The 13916-nt window shown below is 64.8% G+C and carries 16 protein-coding genes and 1 pseudogene; 9 read left to right on the top strand and 8 right to left on the bottom strand.

Translation table 11 applies throughout. The features are described from left to right. Positions 1–81 precede the first annotated feature (81 nt). Positions 82–888 carry an SDR family oxidoreductase gene (locus OU999_07365; GenBank protein WAC24994.1) on the bottom strand — a complete coding sequence of 269 codons (807 nt, stop codon included), beginning with the start codon at positions 886–888 and terminating at the stop codon, positions 82–84. 227 nt (positions 889–1115) lie between these two features. Between OU999_07365 and OU999_07370 the strand changes: the two are divergent. From OU999_07370 to OU999_07380, 3 genes and pseudogenes are all read left to right on the top strand, one after another. Next, positions 1116–1929: pseudogene (locus tag OU999_07370) on the top strand (ABC transporter ATP-binding protein). After that, the gene (locus OU999_07375) at positions 1926–3470 is read left to right on the top strand and encodes an ABC transporter permease/substrate-binding protein (GenBank protein WAC24995.1); all 1545 of its coding nucleotides are present in this window, start codon (positions 1926–1928) and stop codon (positions 3468–3470) included. The pseudogene OU999_07370 and the gene OU999_07375 overlap by 4 nt, the downstream one beginning before the upstream one ends. Continuing rightward, a complete protein-coding gene (locus OU999_07380; protein WAC24996.1) occupies positions 3467–4006 on the top strand; it encodes a hypothetical protein in 540 nt (179 codons plus the stop codon). Before OU999_07375 ends, OU999_07380 begins: the two co-directional genes overlap by 4 nt. 19 nt (positions 4007–4025) lie before the next feature. On the opposite strand, the gene OU999_07385 is transcribed toward OU999_07380, so the two are convergent. Next, positions 4026–4643 (bottom strand): DNA-3-methyladenine glycosylase 2 family protein, encoded by a 618-nt coding sequence (locus OU999_07385; protein WAC24997.1) that lies wholly within the window; start codon positions 4641–4643, stop codon positions 4026–4028. 105 nt (positions 4644–4748) lie between these two features. On the opposite strand from OU999_07385, the gene OU999_07390 reads away from it, so the two are divergent. Continuing rightward, positions 4749–5066: a 2Fe-2S iron-sulfur cluster-binding protein gene (locus OU999_07390; protein ID WAC24998.1), complete on the top strand. Its 318-nt coding sequence runs from the start codon at positions 4749–4751 to the stop codon at positions 5064–5066. Positions 5067–5074: 8 nt separating this feature from the next. Here OU999_07390 and OU999_07395 read toward each other — a convergent pair whose 3' ends face one another. Genes OU999_07395 through OU999_07405 form a run of 3 tightly spaced genes read right to left on the bottom strand, consistent with a single transcriptional unit; the run spans position 5075 to position 6530 of the window. Next, complete coding sequence (locus OU999_07395; GenBank protein WAC24999.1) at positions 5075–5851, bottom strand: competence/damage-inducible protein A; 777 nt, start codon at positions 5849–5851, stop codon at positions 5075–5077. 56 nt (positions 5852–5907) lie between these two features. Then, positions 5908–6303: a type II toxin-antitoxin system VapC family toxin gene (locus OU999_07400; GenBank protein ID WAC25000.1), complete on the bottom strand. Its 396-nt coding sequence runs from the start codon at positions 6301–6303 to the stop codon at positions 5908–5910. Beyond that, positions 6300–6530, bottom strand: coding sequence for a type II toxin-antitoxin system Phd/YefM family antitoxin (locus OU999_07405; protein WAC25001.1), 231 nt, complete (start codon positions 6528–6530; stop codon positions 6300–6302). The genes OU999_07400 and OU999_07405 overlap by 4 nt, the downstream gene beginning before the upstream one ends. A gap of 113 nt (positions 6531–6643) precedes the next feature. Here OU999_07405 and map point away from each other — a divergent pair, with 113 nt between their 5' ends. Beyond that, entirely contained in the window at positions 6644–7468 is an 825-nt protein-coding gene (gene map / locus OU999_07410) for a type I methionyl aminopeptidase (GenBank protein ID WAC25002.1), read from the top strand. On the opposite strand, the gene OU999_07415 is transcribed toward map, so the two are convergent. Both OU999_07415 and OU999_07420 read right to left on the bottom strand, forming a co-directional pair. Beyond that, entirely contained in the window at positions 7462–7764 is a 303-nt protein-coding gene (locus OU999_07415; GenBank protein ID WAC25003.1) for a type II toxin-antitoxin system RelE/ParE family toxin, read from the bottom strand. The two genes, map and OU999_07415, sit on opposite strands and share 7 nt — an antisense overlap. Continuing rightward, on the bottom strand, positions 7761–8027 hold the full coding sequence (locus OU999_07420; protein WAC25004.1) for a type II toxin-antitoxin system ParD family antitoxin: 267 nt from the start codon (positions 8025–8027) through the stop codon (positions 7761–7763). Before OU999_07420 ends, OU999_07415 begins: the two co-directional genes overlap by 4 nt. A gap of 350 nt (positions 8028–8377) precedes the next feature. On the opposite strand from OU999_07420, the gene OU999_07425 reads away from it, so the two are divergent. Beyond that, positions 8378–8716, top strand: a complete 339-nt coding sequence (locus OU999_07425; GenBank protein WAC25005.1) for a P-II family nitrogen regulator — start codon at positions 8378–8380, stop codon at positions 8714–8716. A gap of 123 nt (positions 8717–8839) precedes the next feature. Further along, positions 8840–10252 carry a type I glutamate--ammonia ligase gene (glnA, locus tag OU999_07430; protein WAC25006.1) on the top strand — a complete coding sequence of 471 codons (1413 nt, stop codon included), beginning with the start codon at positions 8840–8842 and terminating at the stop codon, positions 10250–10252. A 60-nt stretch (positions 10253–10312) separates the two neighbouring features. Here glnA and OU999_07435 read toward each other — a convergent pair whose 3' ends face one another. After that, complete coding sequence (locus OU999_07435; protein WAC25007.1) at positions 10313–10711, bottom strand: glycine zipper 2TM domain-containing protein; 399 nt, start codon at positions 10709–10711, stop codon at positions 10313–10315. Between the two features lie 135 nt (positions 10712–10846). On the opposite strand from OU999_07435, the gene OU999_07440 reads away from it, so the two are divergent. Both OU999_07440 and OU999_07445 read left to right on the top strand, forming a co-directional pair. After that, a complete protein-coding gene (locus tag OU999_07440) occupies positions 10847–12415 on the top strand; it encodes a peptide ABC transporter substrate-binding protein (GenBank protein ID WAC25008.1) in 1569 nt (522 codons plus the stop codon). A 17-nt stretch (positions 12416–12432) separates the two neighbouring features. Next, entirely contained in the window at positions 12433–13896 is a 1464-nt protein-coding gene (locus tag OU999_07445; GenBank protein WAC25009.1) for an ABC transporter substrate-binding protein, read from the top strand. Positions 13897–13916 lie beyond the last annotated feature (20 nt).

Genomic DNA, 13916 nt, shown 5'->3' on the forward strand with positions numbered 1-13916 from the left:
GGATGGGAGCACGACCTCCTGTGCAGGCCCACCCCGCCCTGCGGGTACCCCTCCCGCGCGCGGGAGGGGAAATAGCGAAGCCTACTCCCCCCGGCCCTGGCGGGTCATCAGTCCGCCGCGCTTGCGGATCGATCCGGGCATCCATTTCGCGGCAAAGGCCAGGCGCTTGGCAGTCGGGCCGACATAGCTGTGAACATGCTTGGGATCGTGCACTGCGGTCCATGCCGCCTCGGCGACGATCGATACCGGCGCGATCTCCAGCCCTGCCGCCGTCACGCTGTCGCGGCTCGACTGGTTGGTGCGCGCCACCGGACCGTCGAGCAGCGGCGTATCGATGAAGCTCGGCAGCAGCGCGCGCACGCGGACATTGTCCGGGCCCCATTCGATATCGAGCGCTTCGGACAGCCCGCGCACCGCGAACTTGGTCGCCGAATAGACCGACAGCCCTGCAGAGCCGTAGATCCCCGACGCCGACGAGGTGTTGAGCAGGCACGATCCGGGCGTGGCCTTCAGATATTTGTGGCCGATATGCGCGCCATAGACGACGCCCTTGAAGTTGATGTCGACCAGTTTCTCGATATCGTCCTCGCTATGCTCCTCGAGCAGACCGCCAATGCCCACCCCGGCATTGTTGAACAGCACGTGCAGCTTGCCGCCGCTCTTCTCGGTAAAGGCCTCCAGCGCCTGGGTCCATTGCTCGCGGCTGCGCACATCAAGGCTGTGGATCGACGACATGCCAGCGGGCAGCAGGCTGGCGGTCTCTTCCATGCCCTTGTGATTCACGTCGGCCAGACCGACGAACCAGCCGCGCGCCGCGAAGTAGCGCGCCACCTCGCGCCCGATTCCCGAGGCTCCGCCGGTGATGAAGATATATTTGGTGTCGGTCATGTGTCCCTCTCCAGGCCAGACCCAAACCACCTCCGCTCAGCCTGAGCCTGTCGAAGGCCCCGCACACACGCTGGCCAAATAGCGGGGCCTTCGACAAGCTCAGGCTGAGCGGGCATGGGCTTATTCCGGCCAGGCTCTTTCTGATGTGAGGCGCACGCTAAGCTGCAGATTTCTGCCGCGCAAGTGGCTAGCCAGCGCGTCAAAGCCCCGCCTATAAGCGTAGACGCATGGCGACCTCCTCCTCCCCTTCCCGGCCCGCCACCGCGCGCGGCCCTGCCGTAGCGTTCGAGGGCGTCGGCAAGACCTATGGCGCCACGATCGCCATTGATCGCATCGATGCGACAATTTCGCCCGGCACCTTTGTCGCGATCGTGGGAAGCTCGGGATCGGGCAAGTCGACGCTGCTGAAAACGGTCAACCGGCTGATCGAGCCCGATTGCGGCACGGTGCGAATCGATGGCAGCGATGTCGCGACGCGCGAGCTGCACCAGCTGCGCCGCTCGATCGGCTATGTGTTCCAGAATATCGGCCTGTTCCCGCATATGAGCGTCGCGCAGAATATCGGCATCGGATCGCGGCTGGCGACCCGCAAACCGCTGGCCGCCGAGCGGGTGGCCGCGCTGCTCGATCTGGTCGACCTGCCCCGCGCCTTTGCCGCGCGCCTGCCCGAGCAGCTTTCCGGCGGGCAGAAGCAGCGCGTCGGCGTCGCCAGAGCGCTTGCCGGCGAGCCGGGCCTGATGCTGATGGACGAACCATTCGGCGCGCTCGATCCCGTCACGCGCGAGGCACTGGGCGAACAATATCGCGCGCTGCACGACCGGCTGGGGCTCAGCACGATCATGGTCACGCACGACATGGCCGAGGCCCTGCTGTTCGCCGACCGGATCTGGGTGATGGCGAGCGGGCGGATCGTGGCGGATGCCACCCCTGCGCAGCTGATCGCGGGCGGCTGCGGCGCGGAAGCCGAGGCGCTGGTCGCGGTGCCTCCGGCTGCAGGCCGAACGGATCACCGCGATGCGGGCAGCAGAGCGCGCGCCGTGACGCTGGACTGGCCGCGCATTCTCGATCTGCTCGCCCAGCATGTGCAATTGAGCTTTGCAGCATTAGGGCTGGCGCTGGTGATCGCGCTGCCGCTCGCCATCTGGTCGGTGCGCAACCGCACCGTCGCCAGCATCACCCTGGGCTTTGCCAGCCTGGTCCAGACCATCCCCGCGCTGGCGCTGCTCGCCCTGTTCTTCCCGCTGCTGCTCGCGCTGTCGGCGGTGTTCGGCGATGTTATCTCGCCGCTCGGCTTCCTGCCCTCGCTGCTCGCGCTCACCCTTTATGCGCTGCTGCCGATCCTGCGCAACGCGGTCACCGGGCTGCGCTCGGTCGAACCGGCGATGGTCGAGGCGGCGGACGGTGTGGGCATGACCGGCCTGCAGAAGCTGTGGCTGGTCGAAGCCCCGCTCGCCTCCACGACGATCATGGCCGGGGTGCGCACGGCGGCAGTATGGACGATCGGCGCGGCGACGCTCTCCACGACCGTCGGGCAGCCGAGCCTGGGCGACCTCATCTTTGCCGGGCTGCAGACGCAGAACTGGTCGCTCGTGCTCGCCGGGTGCGCGGCGGCGGCGGGCCTTGCCATCACCGTCGACCTGTTGCTGGGGCTGATCGAAAGCGGCATCGCGCACCGCCGCCATGCGCGCATCTGGGGCGCCGGGATCGCGCTGGCGCTGGGCCTGGGAATCGCGCTCTGGCCTGCCCCTGCGAGTGACAAGCCGGTGGTAACCATCGGTGCCAAACGCTTCTCGGAACAGTATATTCTGGCGCGGCTGATCGGTCGGCGACTGGAAGCGGCGGGTTATGACGTGCGCTATCGCGAAGGGCTGGGCAGCGCAGTCGTCTATCGCGCGCTGACCAGCGATGAGGTGCAGGTCTATGTCGATTATGCCGGGACGATCTGGACCAACGAGATGCAGCGCCAGGACCCCGAGCCGCGCCGCCAGATGATCGGCGAGATCGCGCGCTGGGCCAGGGCGCAGCACGGGGTGCAGCTGGTCGGGCCGCTGGGCTTTGAAAACACCTATGCCTTTGCCGTGCGCCCCGATGATGCCAGGCGGCTGGGGCTGCGCTCGCTCGACGATGTGGTCCGCGTTGCACCGGATTTCGTCTTCGGCACCGATGTCGAGTTTCTGGAGCGGCCCGAATGGCAGATGGTGCAAAAGGCCTATCCGCTGCGCTTCAAGGGCCGCCGCGCATTCGAGCCGACCTTCATGTATCGCGCGCTCTCGCTTGGCGAGGCGGACATCATCTCTGCCTTCAGCTCCGACGGCCGCATCGCCGCCAACGGCTTTGTCGTGCTCGCCGATCCCAAGGGCGCGGTGCCCAGCTATGACGCGATCCTGCTCGCCAGCCGTTCGGCCGCAGCCGACAAGCGCCTGATGGCGGCGCTCAAGCCTCTGGTCGGCGCAATCCCGGTGGAAAAAATGCGGGAGGCCAATTATCGCGTCGACCGGGACGCGAACAAGCAAAGCCCGGCCGATTCGGCCGCCTGGCTGGACCAAGCCATCTCCGCGAAGACCGAGGACAGAAATCCATGATGATCAAGCGCCTGCTGCTGACACTTTTCATCGCGCCGATACTGATGTGCGCGAATGCCGCGCATGCCGCCGTGACCATCACCTTCTACAGCCATGAACTGGGCAGCCAGTTTCCGCATGCCTTTGCGACGCTGAAGGGCAAGGTCGATTCGACCGGTGAGCTCGTCGACACCAATGTCGGCTTTACCGCGACCAGCACCGGACCCAGCATCCTGTTCGGCTGGGTCGAAGGCCGGGTCAGCGTAGTCAAGCCCAAGTACATTGCCGATAGCGCGCCGCATTTCAGCTACGAGCTGACCGATGCCGAATATCGCGCGGTGATGGCGGTGGCCGAGAAATGGCGCAAGAAGCCGCAGAAGAACTACAACCTCAACAAGGCTAATTGCGTCCATTTCATCGGCGAGATCGCAACCGCTGCCGGGCTGAAGATCAACCCCAAGAGCAAGTTCTTCAAGAAGCCGACCAGCTTCCTCAAGGAAGTCACCGCGCTCAGCCGCGACCGGCTGGCCCGCGGCAAGATCCTCTACAAGGCCTGATATTCGAGCAACTTACCGGTCAAAGCGCGGCATTGTTGTAGCAATGCCAGGTGAGGATCGCGACCGCGCCGCGATGCGGTGACCAGGGATCGGCGATGAGACGCGTTTCCTTTTCGGAGGGCCGCGCCTCCAGCCCCAGGATGCGGCCGATCCCCGCCTGTACCGCCAGATCGCCAGCGGGCCAGATATCAGGGCGGCCCTCGGCGAACAGCAGATAGATTTCCGCCGACCAGCGGCCGATGCCCTTGATCCGCACCAGCTCGGCAATCGCCGCCTCGTCGTCTGGCGGCAGGTTCTCCAGATCGAGACCGCCGCTCACCACCAGTTCGGCAAGCGAGCGCGCATAGCCCTGTTTCTGGCGGGAGAGGCCACAGGCGCGCAGTGCATCGAAATCCGCCGCGATCAGCGCCTCGGGCGCGGCCCCGGTGCCCAATGCCGCCTCCAGCTTGTTCCAGACCGATGCCGCTGCCGCAACGCTCACCTGCTGGCCGACGATCGTGCGCAGCAGGGTCGTATAGCCTCGCTCGCGGATGCGCGGTTCGGGATAGCCTGCAATGCCCAGCGCGCGCGCAATCGCCGGTTCGCGCGCGGCGATCGTGTCCAGCCCCTGCGTCAGCTGCTCTGCGGTCAATCCCATAACTGCATCCTCATCCATTCCGCCCCTTGCATTCGGGCGTGGCGTTGATCATAGCAACCGCGTTCGGGGGGCCAATGCCCGTTTCCATTTATTTGGGGAGTTTCCATGCCAAAGCTGACCGTCATCAATCGCGCGGGCGAAGAGAGCACCATCCAGGCCGATAGCGGCCTTTCCGTGATGGAAGCGATCCGCGACAACGGCTTTGACGAACTGCTGGCGCTGTGCGGCGGATGCTGCTCCTGCGCGACCTGCCATGTCCATGTCGATGCCGACTGGGCGGGCAAGCTGCCCCCGATCAGCGCGGACGAGGACGACCTGCTCGACAGCTCGGACCACCGCAACGACACCTCGCGCCTGTCCTGCCAGATCCAGCTGACCGATGCGCTCGATGGCCTGAAGGTCACCATCGCACCGGAAGATTGATCGCCTGATCAGATGCCGCCGGGCGTGACCTCGCGCCCGGCCGCTTCCAGCGCCGTGCTCAGCGCCGCCGCGCACGCATCGAGCGCCGCCTGATCGACCGAGCGGATGACGAAGTTCGCGCCCACCCGCCCTTCGCGGAAGAACGGATAGCTGCCGATCTGGCAGCCTTCATGCGCGCGCTCGGTCGCCCCCAGCATGTCCGCGACCTCGCTTTCCGCCACCCAGCAGCCCAGCGTTGCCGAGAGAACCGGCAGCCCGCCTTCGAGCGTCCCGGTGAGCGCATCGAGCATGCCCGCCGTGATATGCGGCACCCCGGCCATCAGGAACAGGTTGCCGATGCGGATGCCCGGCGCACCCGACATGCGGTTCTCGATCAGCTCTGCCCCATCGGGCACCCGCGCCATGCGCAGCCGGCCTTCGTTGAGCCCGCCGCGCGTTTCGTAATAACGCTCCAGAATCGCGCGTGCGACCGGGTGGATCACCACGTCGACGCCCAGCGCGCGGGCAATCGCATCGACGGTGATGTCGTCATGCGTCGGGCCGATGCCGCCGGTGGTGAACAGATAGTCGTTGCGCGCGCGCAGCAGGTTCACCGCCTCGATGATCGCATCCATGTCATCGGCGACGACGCGCACCTCTTTGAGCCTTATCCCCTGCACATTCAGCCAGGTGGCAACCTGTGCGACATTCTTGTCCTGGGTGCGGCCGGAGAGGATTTCATCGCCGATCACGATCAGCGCGGCGGTCCAGATGCGGGGGCTCGATGCGGGGGCGTCTGCTGTCATGCGCCGGTGTTTAACGCTTGGGCTAGACCACGCAAGCGCTTGTATGCGCTGGTCCGCTATTCCTCCCAGAAGGTGCGGCAGCCAAGCGCCCCCAGCGCCGGATCGCGGGTGATGACAGTCAGGTCGTCGTGGATGGCCTGGGCGGCGATCATCCGGTCGAACGGGTCGCGATGCTCGCCCGCAAGCGATCCGGCGAGCAGGCCGTGGGTCACGCTGACCGGTAGCAGTTCAAATCCGTTGCGGTCGCACAAAGCCTCGAACAGCTCGACGGCTTCTTCGGCCTCGTGCCATTTGCCCAGGCGCACCTTGGTCGCTATCTCCCAGGCAGAAGCGGCGCTAACATAGACAATATTGAACGGGTCGAGCAGTCTACGACGAATGCTCTCCGGCAGCAGCGGATTGTCGTTCCACCACCAGATCAGTGCATGTGTGTCGAATAGAAAGCCGTTCACTCCCAGGCCCGAAGCTCTTCTTCAGGCAGCGGGTCGAAGAAGAAACCGTCGGGAATCTTTGCCCTCAACCCACCGGGCCGCCGCTCCACCTTGGGCTTTTCCAGCGGCACCAGCCGGGCATAGGGCTTGCCCGCCTTGGCCAGGATGATCTCCTCGCCCGCGTGTGCGCGGTCGAGCAACTTGGAAAAATGCGTTTTCGCGTCATGCACGTTGACGATGCTGGTCATGGCCCCCAGCTAGTCCATTGACCGGACTAAGTCAACGGACTAAGTCCACGAGATCACGCGTCCCGCTCCTTGACGGGTCGCAATTTGCCCCGGCTTCGTTTAAGGCTGTTCGCATGAATCAGTATGTCCACGTCACCAATGCCGATACGCCGATGCGCGATGGCACGATCAAACTGCATGGGCCCGAGGGCTTTGATGGCATGCGCAAGGCCGGCCAGCTCGCCGCGCACGTGCTCGACGAACTGACATCGTTCGTAACCGAAGGCGTGACCACCGAAGAGATCGACGCCAGGGCGCGCGAGCTGATGCTGGCGGGCGGCGGCATTCCTGCGACTTTGGGCTATCGCGGCTTCACGCACAGCTGCTGCACGTCGATCAACCATGTTGTCTGCCATGGCATTCCGGGGGATCGGAAGCTCAAGGAAGGCGATATCGTCAATATCGACGTCACTCCGATCGTCGATGGCTGGCACGGCGATACCAGCCGCATGTTCCTGATCGGCGATGTCGGCGTCAAGGCGCGGCGGCTGGTCGATGTGACCTATGAATGCCTGATGCTGGGTATCGAGCAGGCGCGGCCCGGCAACACCATGGGCGATGTCGCGCATGCGATCCAGTCCTATGCCGAAAAGCACCGCTATGGCGTGGTCCGCGATTTCTGCGGCCATGGCCTGGGCAAGCTGTTCCATGATGCGCCCGAGGTCGTCCATGTCGGACGCCCCGGCACCGGCCCGGAGCTCAAGCCCGGCATGTTCTTCACCATCGAGCCGATGATCAATATCGGCAAGCATGCGGTGAAGATGCTCGAGGACGGCTGGACCGCCGTGACCCGCGACCGTTCGCTCTCGGCCCAGTTCGAACATTCGATCGGCATTACCGAAACCGGCTGCGAGATCTTCACCAAGAGCGCGAAGGGACTGGACTGCCCGCCTTATTGATCGGTATCGTCCAGAAATGCGCGCTGCTGATCCCGAGCGCTGTGGACCACTCGCACAATTTCCAATTCATCGGCGCGCACGCGATAATAAATGATGTAGCGGCCAAAAGCCTGCCCTCGCAGGCCCCGCATCAATTCGCTCCGTGGTGAGCCGATGCCCGGACTGGCGCAGATACGGTCGAACTTATCCGCCAATCTGCCGATCAACCGTTCTGCAGCGGGCAAATTGTCCTGCGCAATATACTCGGCTATAGCGTCCAGGTCATTCTGGGCTTGTGCCGAGATGATGAGTTTCATGAATTCGCAAACTTTGCACGCAAGCGTTGCTTCATGCCTTCAGGGTCCCACTCGACGACACGGCCTGCTTCCAGATCGTCTATCCCCTTCTGCAGTTCCCGGCGCAAATCCTCAAGCTCGGCCTGCTGCATCTGCCGTTTGAGCTCCCACCCGCGCAACGCATCGCGGATCGCCTCGCTGATGCTGGCATATTCCCCCGCTTCCACGGCGGCGCGCAGCAATTGGTGATGCGCCTCGGTGAGGGTGATGCTGGCCTTTTCCATATCGGTCCTTTCGCTCTGGTGCGATTATATCCCACCGGCCAGCCTTGACGCAACCCGGCCGGAGGTATCGCACCATGCCCAAAATTTGGGCAGCGCAGCAGACCCCTGCCCGCAATTCCGGCATCCCCCGCAATAATGTTGCAACGCAGCCAAGCTTTTGTGGCGGAATGCGTCTTGGCACGTTAATTGTTTGGTAGCAGTCAAAGGGGGACTCGGGTTCCATGCCATGCGCATGCGGCACGCCCCCTGCAGCCATATCACGACGGTGCGGGGCAACCGCGCCGTTCTTTCCCAAAACCGCCCTGCCCCGATCCGGGCAGGATGGAAGACGACAGGATGATCAGGGACTTATGAAAAAGATCGAGGCGATCATCAAACCGTTCAAGCTCGATGAGGTGAAGGAGGCGCTGCACGAAGTCGGCGTGTCCGGCATCACCGTGACCGAGGCCAAGGGCTTCGGACGCCAGAAGGGCCATACCGAGCTGTACCGGGGCGCCGAGTATATCGTCGATTTCCTGCCCAAGGTGAAGCTTGAGGTGGTGGTCGACGATGCGCTGGCCGACCGTGTGGTCGAGGCGATCGCCGCTGCCGCGCAAACGGGCCGTATCGGTGACGGCAAGATTTTCGTGATCCCTGTGGAAACCGCTCTGCGCATCCGCACAGGTGAACGGGATAACGACGCGGTCTGATCAACAGGGCCCGCGCAACTCCAGGAGAGGCCTGCCCCGGCAAGGCCGCAACAACAAACATCAGTTCCACCCGAGGGGGGTCGCAAGGCCCGGATCGCAATATCACGAAGAGGGAAAGCTAAAATGGCAAAGACAGCCGCAGACATTCTGGCAATGATCAAGGAAAACGAGATCGAGTGGGTCGATGTCCGCTTCACCGATCCCAAGGGCAAGTGGCAGCACCTGACGATGTGCGCCGGCGTCATTGGCGAGGACGAGCTGGAAGACGGCCTGATGTTCGACGGCTCGTCGATCGAGGGCTGGAAGGCGATCAACGAATCCGACATGATCCTGCGTCCCGATCTGGACGCGGCCTATATCGATCCGTTCTCGGCCGATCCGATGCTGATCCTGTTCTGCGACATCGTGGAGCCGGGCACGGGCGAGCTATATTCGCGCGACCCGCGCAGCACCGCCAAGCGCGCCGAGGCCTATCTGCAGTCCACCGGCATCGGTGACACCGTTTATGTCGGCCCCGAAGCCGAATTCTTCATGTTCGACGATGTGCGCTTCTCGGACGGCTATAACGGTTCGATGTTCGCGATCGACGATATCGAGCTGCCGACCAATACCGGCCGCAGCTATGACAGCGGCAACCTGGGCCACCGTCCGCGCGCCAAGGGCGGCTATTTCCCGGTAGCTCCGGTGGACAGCATGACCGACGTGCGCGCAGAAATGGTCAGCACCATGCTGGAAATGGGCCTGCCCTGCGACAAGCACCACCATGAAGTGGCCGCCGCACAGCACGAGCTGGGACTGACCTTCGGCACGCTGGTCGAAACCGCCGACCGCATGCAGATCTACAAGTATGTCGTGCACATGGTCGCCCAGGCCTATGGCAAGACCGCGACCTTCATGCCCAAGCCGATCAAGAGCGACAACGGATCGGGCATGCACACCCACATCTCGATCTGGAAGGAAGGCAAGCCGCTGTTCGCGGGCAATGGCTATGCTGGTCTGTCGGAAATGTGCCTGTTCTTCATCGGCGGCGTCATCAAGCACGCCAAGGCGCTGAACGCCTTCACCAACCCGACTACCAACAGCTACAAGCGTCTGGTGCCCGGTTTCGAAGCGCCGGTGCTGCTGGCCTATTCGAGCCGCAACCGTTCTGCCTCGTGCCGCATTCCGTACGGCACCGGCGAAAAGGCCAAGCGCGTCGAATTCCGCTTCCCCGATGCGATGGCCAACCCGTATCTGTGCTATTCGGCGTTGCTGATGGCGGGCCTGGACGGCATCCAGAACAAGATCCATCCCGGTGAGGCGATGGACAAGAACCTGTACGACCTGCCGCCCGAAGAGCTGAAGGAAGTGCCGACCGTCTGCGCATCCTTGCGCGAAGCGCTCGACGCGCTGGCCGCCGATCACGACTTCCTGCTCAAGGGCGACGTGTTCCTGAAGGACCAGATCGAAGCCTATATCGACCTGAAGTGGGACGACGTCGTCCGTTGGGAAACGACGCCGAGCCCGGTCGAATTCGACATGTATTACAGCTACTAAGCTTCAATAGCTGCGATATGAACGAAAGGCGCTCCGGGATCACCCGGGGCGCCTTTTGCATTAGCGGCAGCGTGCGCCGTTGCGGTCGATCGCAGCGCCGGCAGCCGCCCCTCCCGCAGCACCCAAAATGGTGCCCAGGGTACGCGAATCGCCCGGTGCGATGATGTTGCCCAGAATACCGCCAGCGATCCCGCCGACGATCAGCCCGGTGGTGCCATCCTGGCGGCGGCAATAGAAGCGGCCGTCCTGCCCGCGATAGACGCGGTCGTTGCGGCCAAGCCTGCGCTCGCGATATCGACGGTCGTCGCGATAGTATCGCCCCGCATCATAGCCACCATAAGCCGGGTCGGGGCGGTTATAGTCATATTGCCGATAGGATCCGAAACCGCGATCCTGATAGCCCGATCCCGCACAGCCGCTGACCACGGTCGCAGCAATCAACGCCGCACCCAGCGACATGGTTTTTCTGTTCAGATACATGATGACAGTCCTCGCTTTGTCTGCAGCGTTGACGCATCGCATCGCAAATGCGTTCCGCGTTGCTAAGCAATTGAGCCTTTTCGGCAGAAGCAATCGCGGGCATGACGGATGGTGATGCTCCGCTTCTGGCCCCTAATGCTTGCGCTGATGCTGGCCGCGTGTACCGGCGATGCGAGCCCATCGGTGAGCGCTCCCGGGCAGGACCGGTTGGTGCGCCTGGCCGATGCCGAAATTCGCGGGCTCGATCCGCAGACCTATTCGGACCTTGCCTCACTGCGCGTCGCGGCGGACCAGTTCGAGGGGCTGACCCGCTTCAATGTGTTCGGCATGGCGGTGACGGGGCTGGCGCGGGACTGGAAGGTGTCCTCCGACGGGCTGACCTGGCGCTTCGCCCTGCGCGACGGTCTGCGCTTCTCCGATGGCACGCCGATCACCGCATCGGCGTTCGCGCGCGGCTGGCAGCGGCTGAACGACAAGGCCACCGGATCGCCGCACACCGCTCTGTTCGCCGCGATCCAGTCGGTCGAGGCCGAGGGCGATGCGACCGTTATCGTGAAACTCGCCGCCCCCTTCCCCCAGCTGCCCGCGCTGCTCGCCCATCCGGCGATGGCGGCGCTGCCGCTGCACCGCGCGGGGCAAGGCGCGGACTGGACCGCCGAGCGTCCGCTGGTCACCTCTGGCCCCTATCGCACCCGCGACTGGCGGCTGAACGACCGGCTGGTGCTGGAGCGCAACCCGAACTGGCATGGCGGCAAGGCGCCGATCGGCACCGTGATCTGGAAACCGGTCGATGATCCCCTTGCCGGCATGCGCCTGTTCCTCGCAGGTGAGGCGGATATCTCGGGCGATTATCCGCAAAGCCGCCATGACTGGCTCAGCCGGCAGCGGCCTGATGCGGTGCGCACCGGTGACTATCTGGGCAGCTATTATTTCACGCTCAACACCCGCAAGCCGCCGTTCGATGACGCGCGCGTGCGCCAGGCGCTCGGCATGGCGGTGGACCGCGAATGGCTGGCGCGCGCGCTGCTGCCAATGGGCAATGCGCCCGCTTATGGTCTGGTGCCGCCCGCGCTCTATGCCGGTGCGCCGGTACGACCGGGCTGGGCAATATCGCCGCTCAAGCACCGCCAGGCCGAAGCAAAGCGCCTGCTCGCGGCCGCCGGATATGGCCCCGCGCGCCCGTTGCGCTTCGAAATCCGCATCAACTCGTCCGCCGAGCATCGCCGCATGGCGGTGGCGCTGGCGGCGATGTGGAAGCCACTCGGCGTCGAGGCGAGCATCCTCAACAGCGAACCCGCGCTGCATTTCGCCGCGATGCGCCGGGGCGACTTCCAGATGGCGCGCTCGGGCTGGATCGCGGATATCCCAGCGCCGGAAAATTTCCTGGCGGTCCATCGCTCGGATGCGGGCGAGGTCAATTATTCGGGCTTTGCCGATCCCGGCTTCGACGCGCTGCTCGACCGGGCAATGGCAGAGCCCGACCCCGCGCGCCGTGTCCCCGCGATGCGTGCTGCCGAGGCGCGGTTGCTCGAGGCGATGCCGGTCATTCCCCTGTGGTTCTATCGCAGCGGTGCGCTGGTCTCGCCCCGGGTGCGCGGCTGGCAGGACAATCCCGGCAACATCCACCCCAGCGCAGCGTTGTCGCTGGGGACGGCGCCTGCTATCGCGGGGTCGGGCGGATGACGGACGCGAGGCAAGGCATGACCGGCGCATGGAAAAAGGCCATTTCGGGCCTGGCAGCTGCGGCGATGCTGGCGCTGACCGCGTGCAGCGGATCGGACAGCTCGCCGCTCGGCATCTCGATCATCGATCCCGCCACCAAGACCAATCTGGATGCCGCCCGGCTTGAACCTGGTGCCGCCTATCTGCGCGCCGCGACATCGCAAGGTCTGGTGCGGCTGGATGCTCTGGGCAATATCGTGCCGGGCCTGGCCGAACGCTGGATCGTCACCGATGACGGGCTCAGCTATATCTTCCGCCTGCGCAACGCCCGCTGGGAAAATGGCGATACCGTGACGTCCGAGCATGTCGCCGCTGCGCTGAAGCGCCGGCTGCAGATCGAGGCCAGAAGCGCGATCGGAGCGGATACGGCGGAGGTGCGCGACATCCGTTCGATGACCGGCCGCGTGATCGAGATCCGCCTGCTTTCGCCCCAGCCGGAACTGCTGCGCATTCTGGCGCTGCCCGAGCTCGGCATCCGCCGCAACGGCAGCGGCACCGGTCCGCTCGCCGCCAACCGGCAGGAATACTGGACTTTGCTGACCGAACGCGTCGACGATTCGCTCGCCCCCGATCTGCGCCGCATGGTCCGCCCGCTCCAGGTCCGCACCGAGAGCGCGGCGAAATCGATCGCGCGCTTTTCGCTCGGGGAAAGCGCCATGGTGCTGGGTGGCCGGTTCGAGCACCTGCCCTATCTCAGCGCGGCGGGCATATCGGACAATGACGTCCGCGCCGATCCGGTGGCCGGGCTGTTCGGGCTGCTGGTGGTCAACGGCAAGGGCTTTCTGGGCGATCCTGCCAATCGCGAGGCGATTGCGCTGGCGATAGACCGCGACGCGCTGATGACCCCATTGGGCATCGGCCAGTGGCAGACGACGACGCGGATCGTGCCATTGGGCATGGGCCGCTATCAGCCGCTTATCGGTGATCGCTGGACCGACCTGTCGCTCGATCAGCGCCGCGATCTGGCGCGCGGGCGTATCGTCCGCTGGCGTCAGGCAAATGCCGCGCTGCCCGAACTGCGCATCGCCATGCCGCGCGGACCCGGCGCGCGGCTGGTGTTCGGGCGGATCCAGCGCGATCTGGAGGCTGTCGGGCTGAGCGCGCGCCGTGTCGCCCCCGATGCCCGGGCCGATATCGTGCTGATCGACGAGGTGGCGCATTATCGCCAGCCGGGCTGGTTCCTCAACCAGCTGGCCTGTGCGGTGCGCCCGTTGTGCAATCAGGAAGGCGATGTGCTGCTCGCCCAGGCGCGGCGCGCGGTCGATCCGGCGGTGCGCATGGCCAAGATGGCCGAGGCAGAGGTGGCAATCACCTCGGCCAATATCTTCATTCCGCTGGGCACGCCGGTGCGCTTTTCGCTGGTGAAGGGCAATGTTCCGGGCTTTGCCATCACCGCCGATGGCTGGCACGCCTTGCCGGACATGGTAGTCATCCCCAGATAGGGGAGCGCAAGGGGCACGGG

This window comes from Blastomonas sp. SL216 (assembly GCA_026625625.1).
Taxonomy (GTDB): Bacteria; Pseudomonadota; Alphaproteobacteria; order Sphingomonadales; family Sphingomonadaceae; genus Blastomonas.

What these genes read in the sequence shown, in the direction of transcription:
- OU999_07365 (WAC24994.1), bottom strand. Translation starts at nt 888, where the DNA reads ATGACCGACACCAAATATATCTTCATCACCGGCGGAGCCTCGGGAATC.
- OU999_07380 (WAC24996.1), top strand. Translation starts at nt 3,467, where the DNA reads ATGATGATCAAGCGCCTGCTGCTGACACTTTTCATCGCGCCGATACTG.
- OU999_07385 (WAC24997.1), bottom strand. Translation starts at nt 4,643, where the DNA reads ATGGGATTGACCGCAGAGCAGCTGACGCAGGGGCTGGACACGATCGCC.
- OU999_07390 (WAC24998.1), top strand. Translation starts at nt 4,749, where the DNA reads ATGCCAAAGCTGACCGTCATCAATCGCGCGGGCGAAGAGAGCACCATC.
- OU999_07395 (WAC24999.1), bottom strand. Translation starts at nt 5,851, where the DNA reads ATGACAGCAGACGCCCCCGCATCGAGCCCCCGCATCTGGACCGCCGCG.
- OU999_07405 (WAC25001.1), bottom strand. Translation starts at nt 6,530, where the DNA reads ATGACCAGCATCGTCAACGTGCATGACGCGAAAACGCATTTTTCCAAG.
- map (WAC25002.1), top strand. Translation starts at nt 6,644, where the DNA reads ATGAATCAGTATGTCCACGTCACCAATGCCGATACGCCGATGCGCGAT.
- OU999_07415 (WAC25003.1), bottom strand. Translation starts at nt 7,764, where the DNA reads ATGAAACTCATCATCTCGGCACAAGCCCAGAATGACCTGGACGCTATA.
- OU999_07420 (WAC25004.1), bottom strand. Translation starts at nt 8,027, where the DNA reads ATGGAAAAGGCCAGCATCACCCTCACCGAGGCGCATCACCAATTGCTG.
- OU999_07425 (WAC25005.1), top strand. Translation starts at nt 8,378, where the DNA reads ATGAAAAAGATCGAGGCGATCATCAAACCGTTCAAGCTCGATGAGGTG.
- glnA (WAC25006.1), top strand. Translation starts at nt 8,840, where the DNA reads ATGGCAAAGACAGCCGCAGACATTCTGGCAATGATCAAGGAAAACGAG.
- OU999_07435 (WAC25007.1), bottom strand. Translation starts at nt 10,711, where the DNA reads ATGTCGCTGGGTGCGGCGTTGATTGCTGCGACCGTGGTCAGCGGCTGT.
- OU999_07440 (WAC25008.1), top strand. Translation starts at nt 10,847, where the DNA reads ATGCTCCGCTTCTGGCCCCTAATGCTTGCGCTGATGCTGGCCGCGTGT.
- OU999_07445 (WAC25009.1), top strand. Translation starts at nt 12,433, where the DNA reads ATGACCGGCGCATGGAAAAAGGCCATTTCGGGCCTGGCAGCTGCGGCG.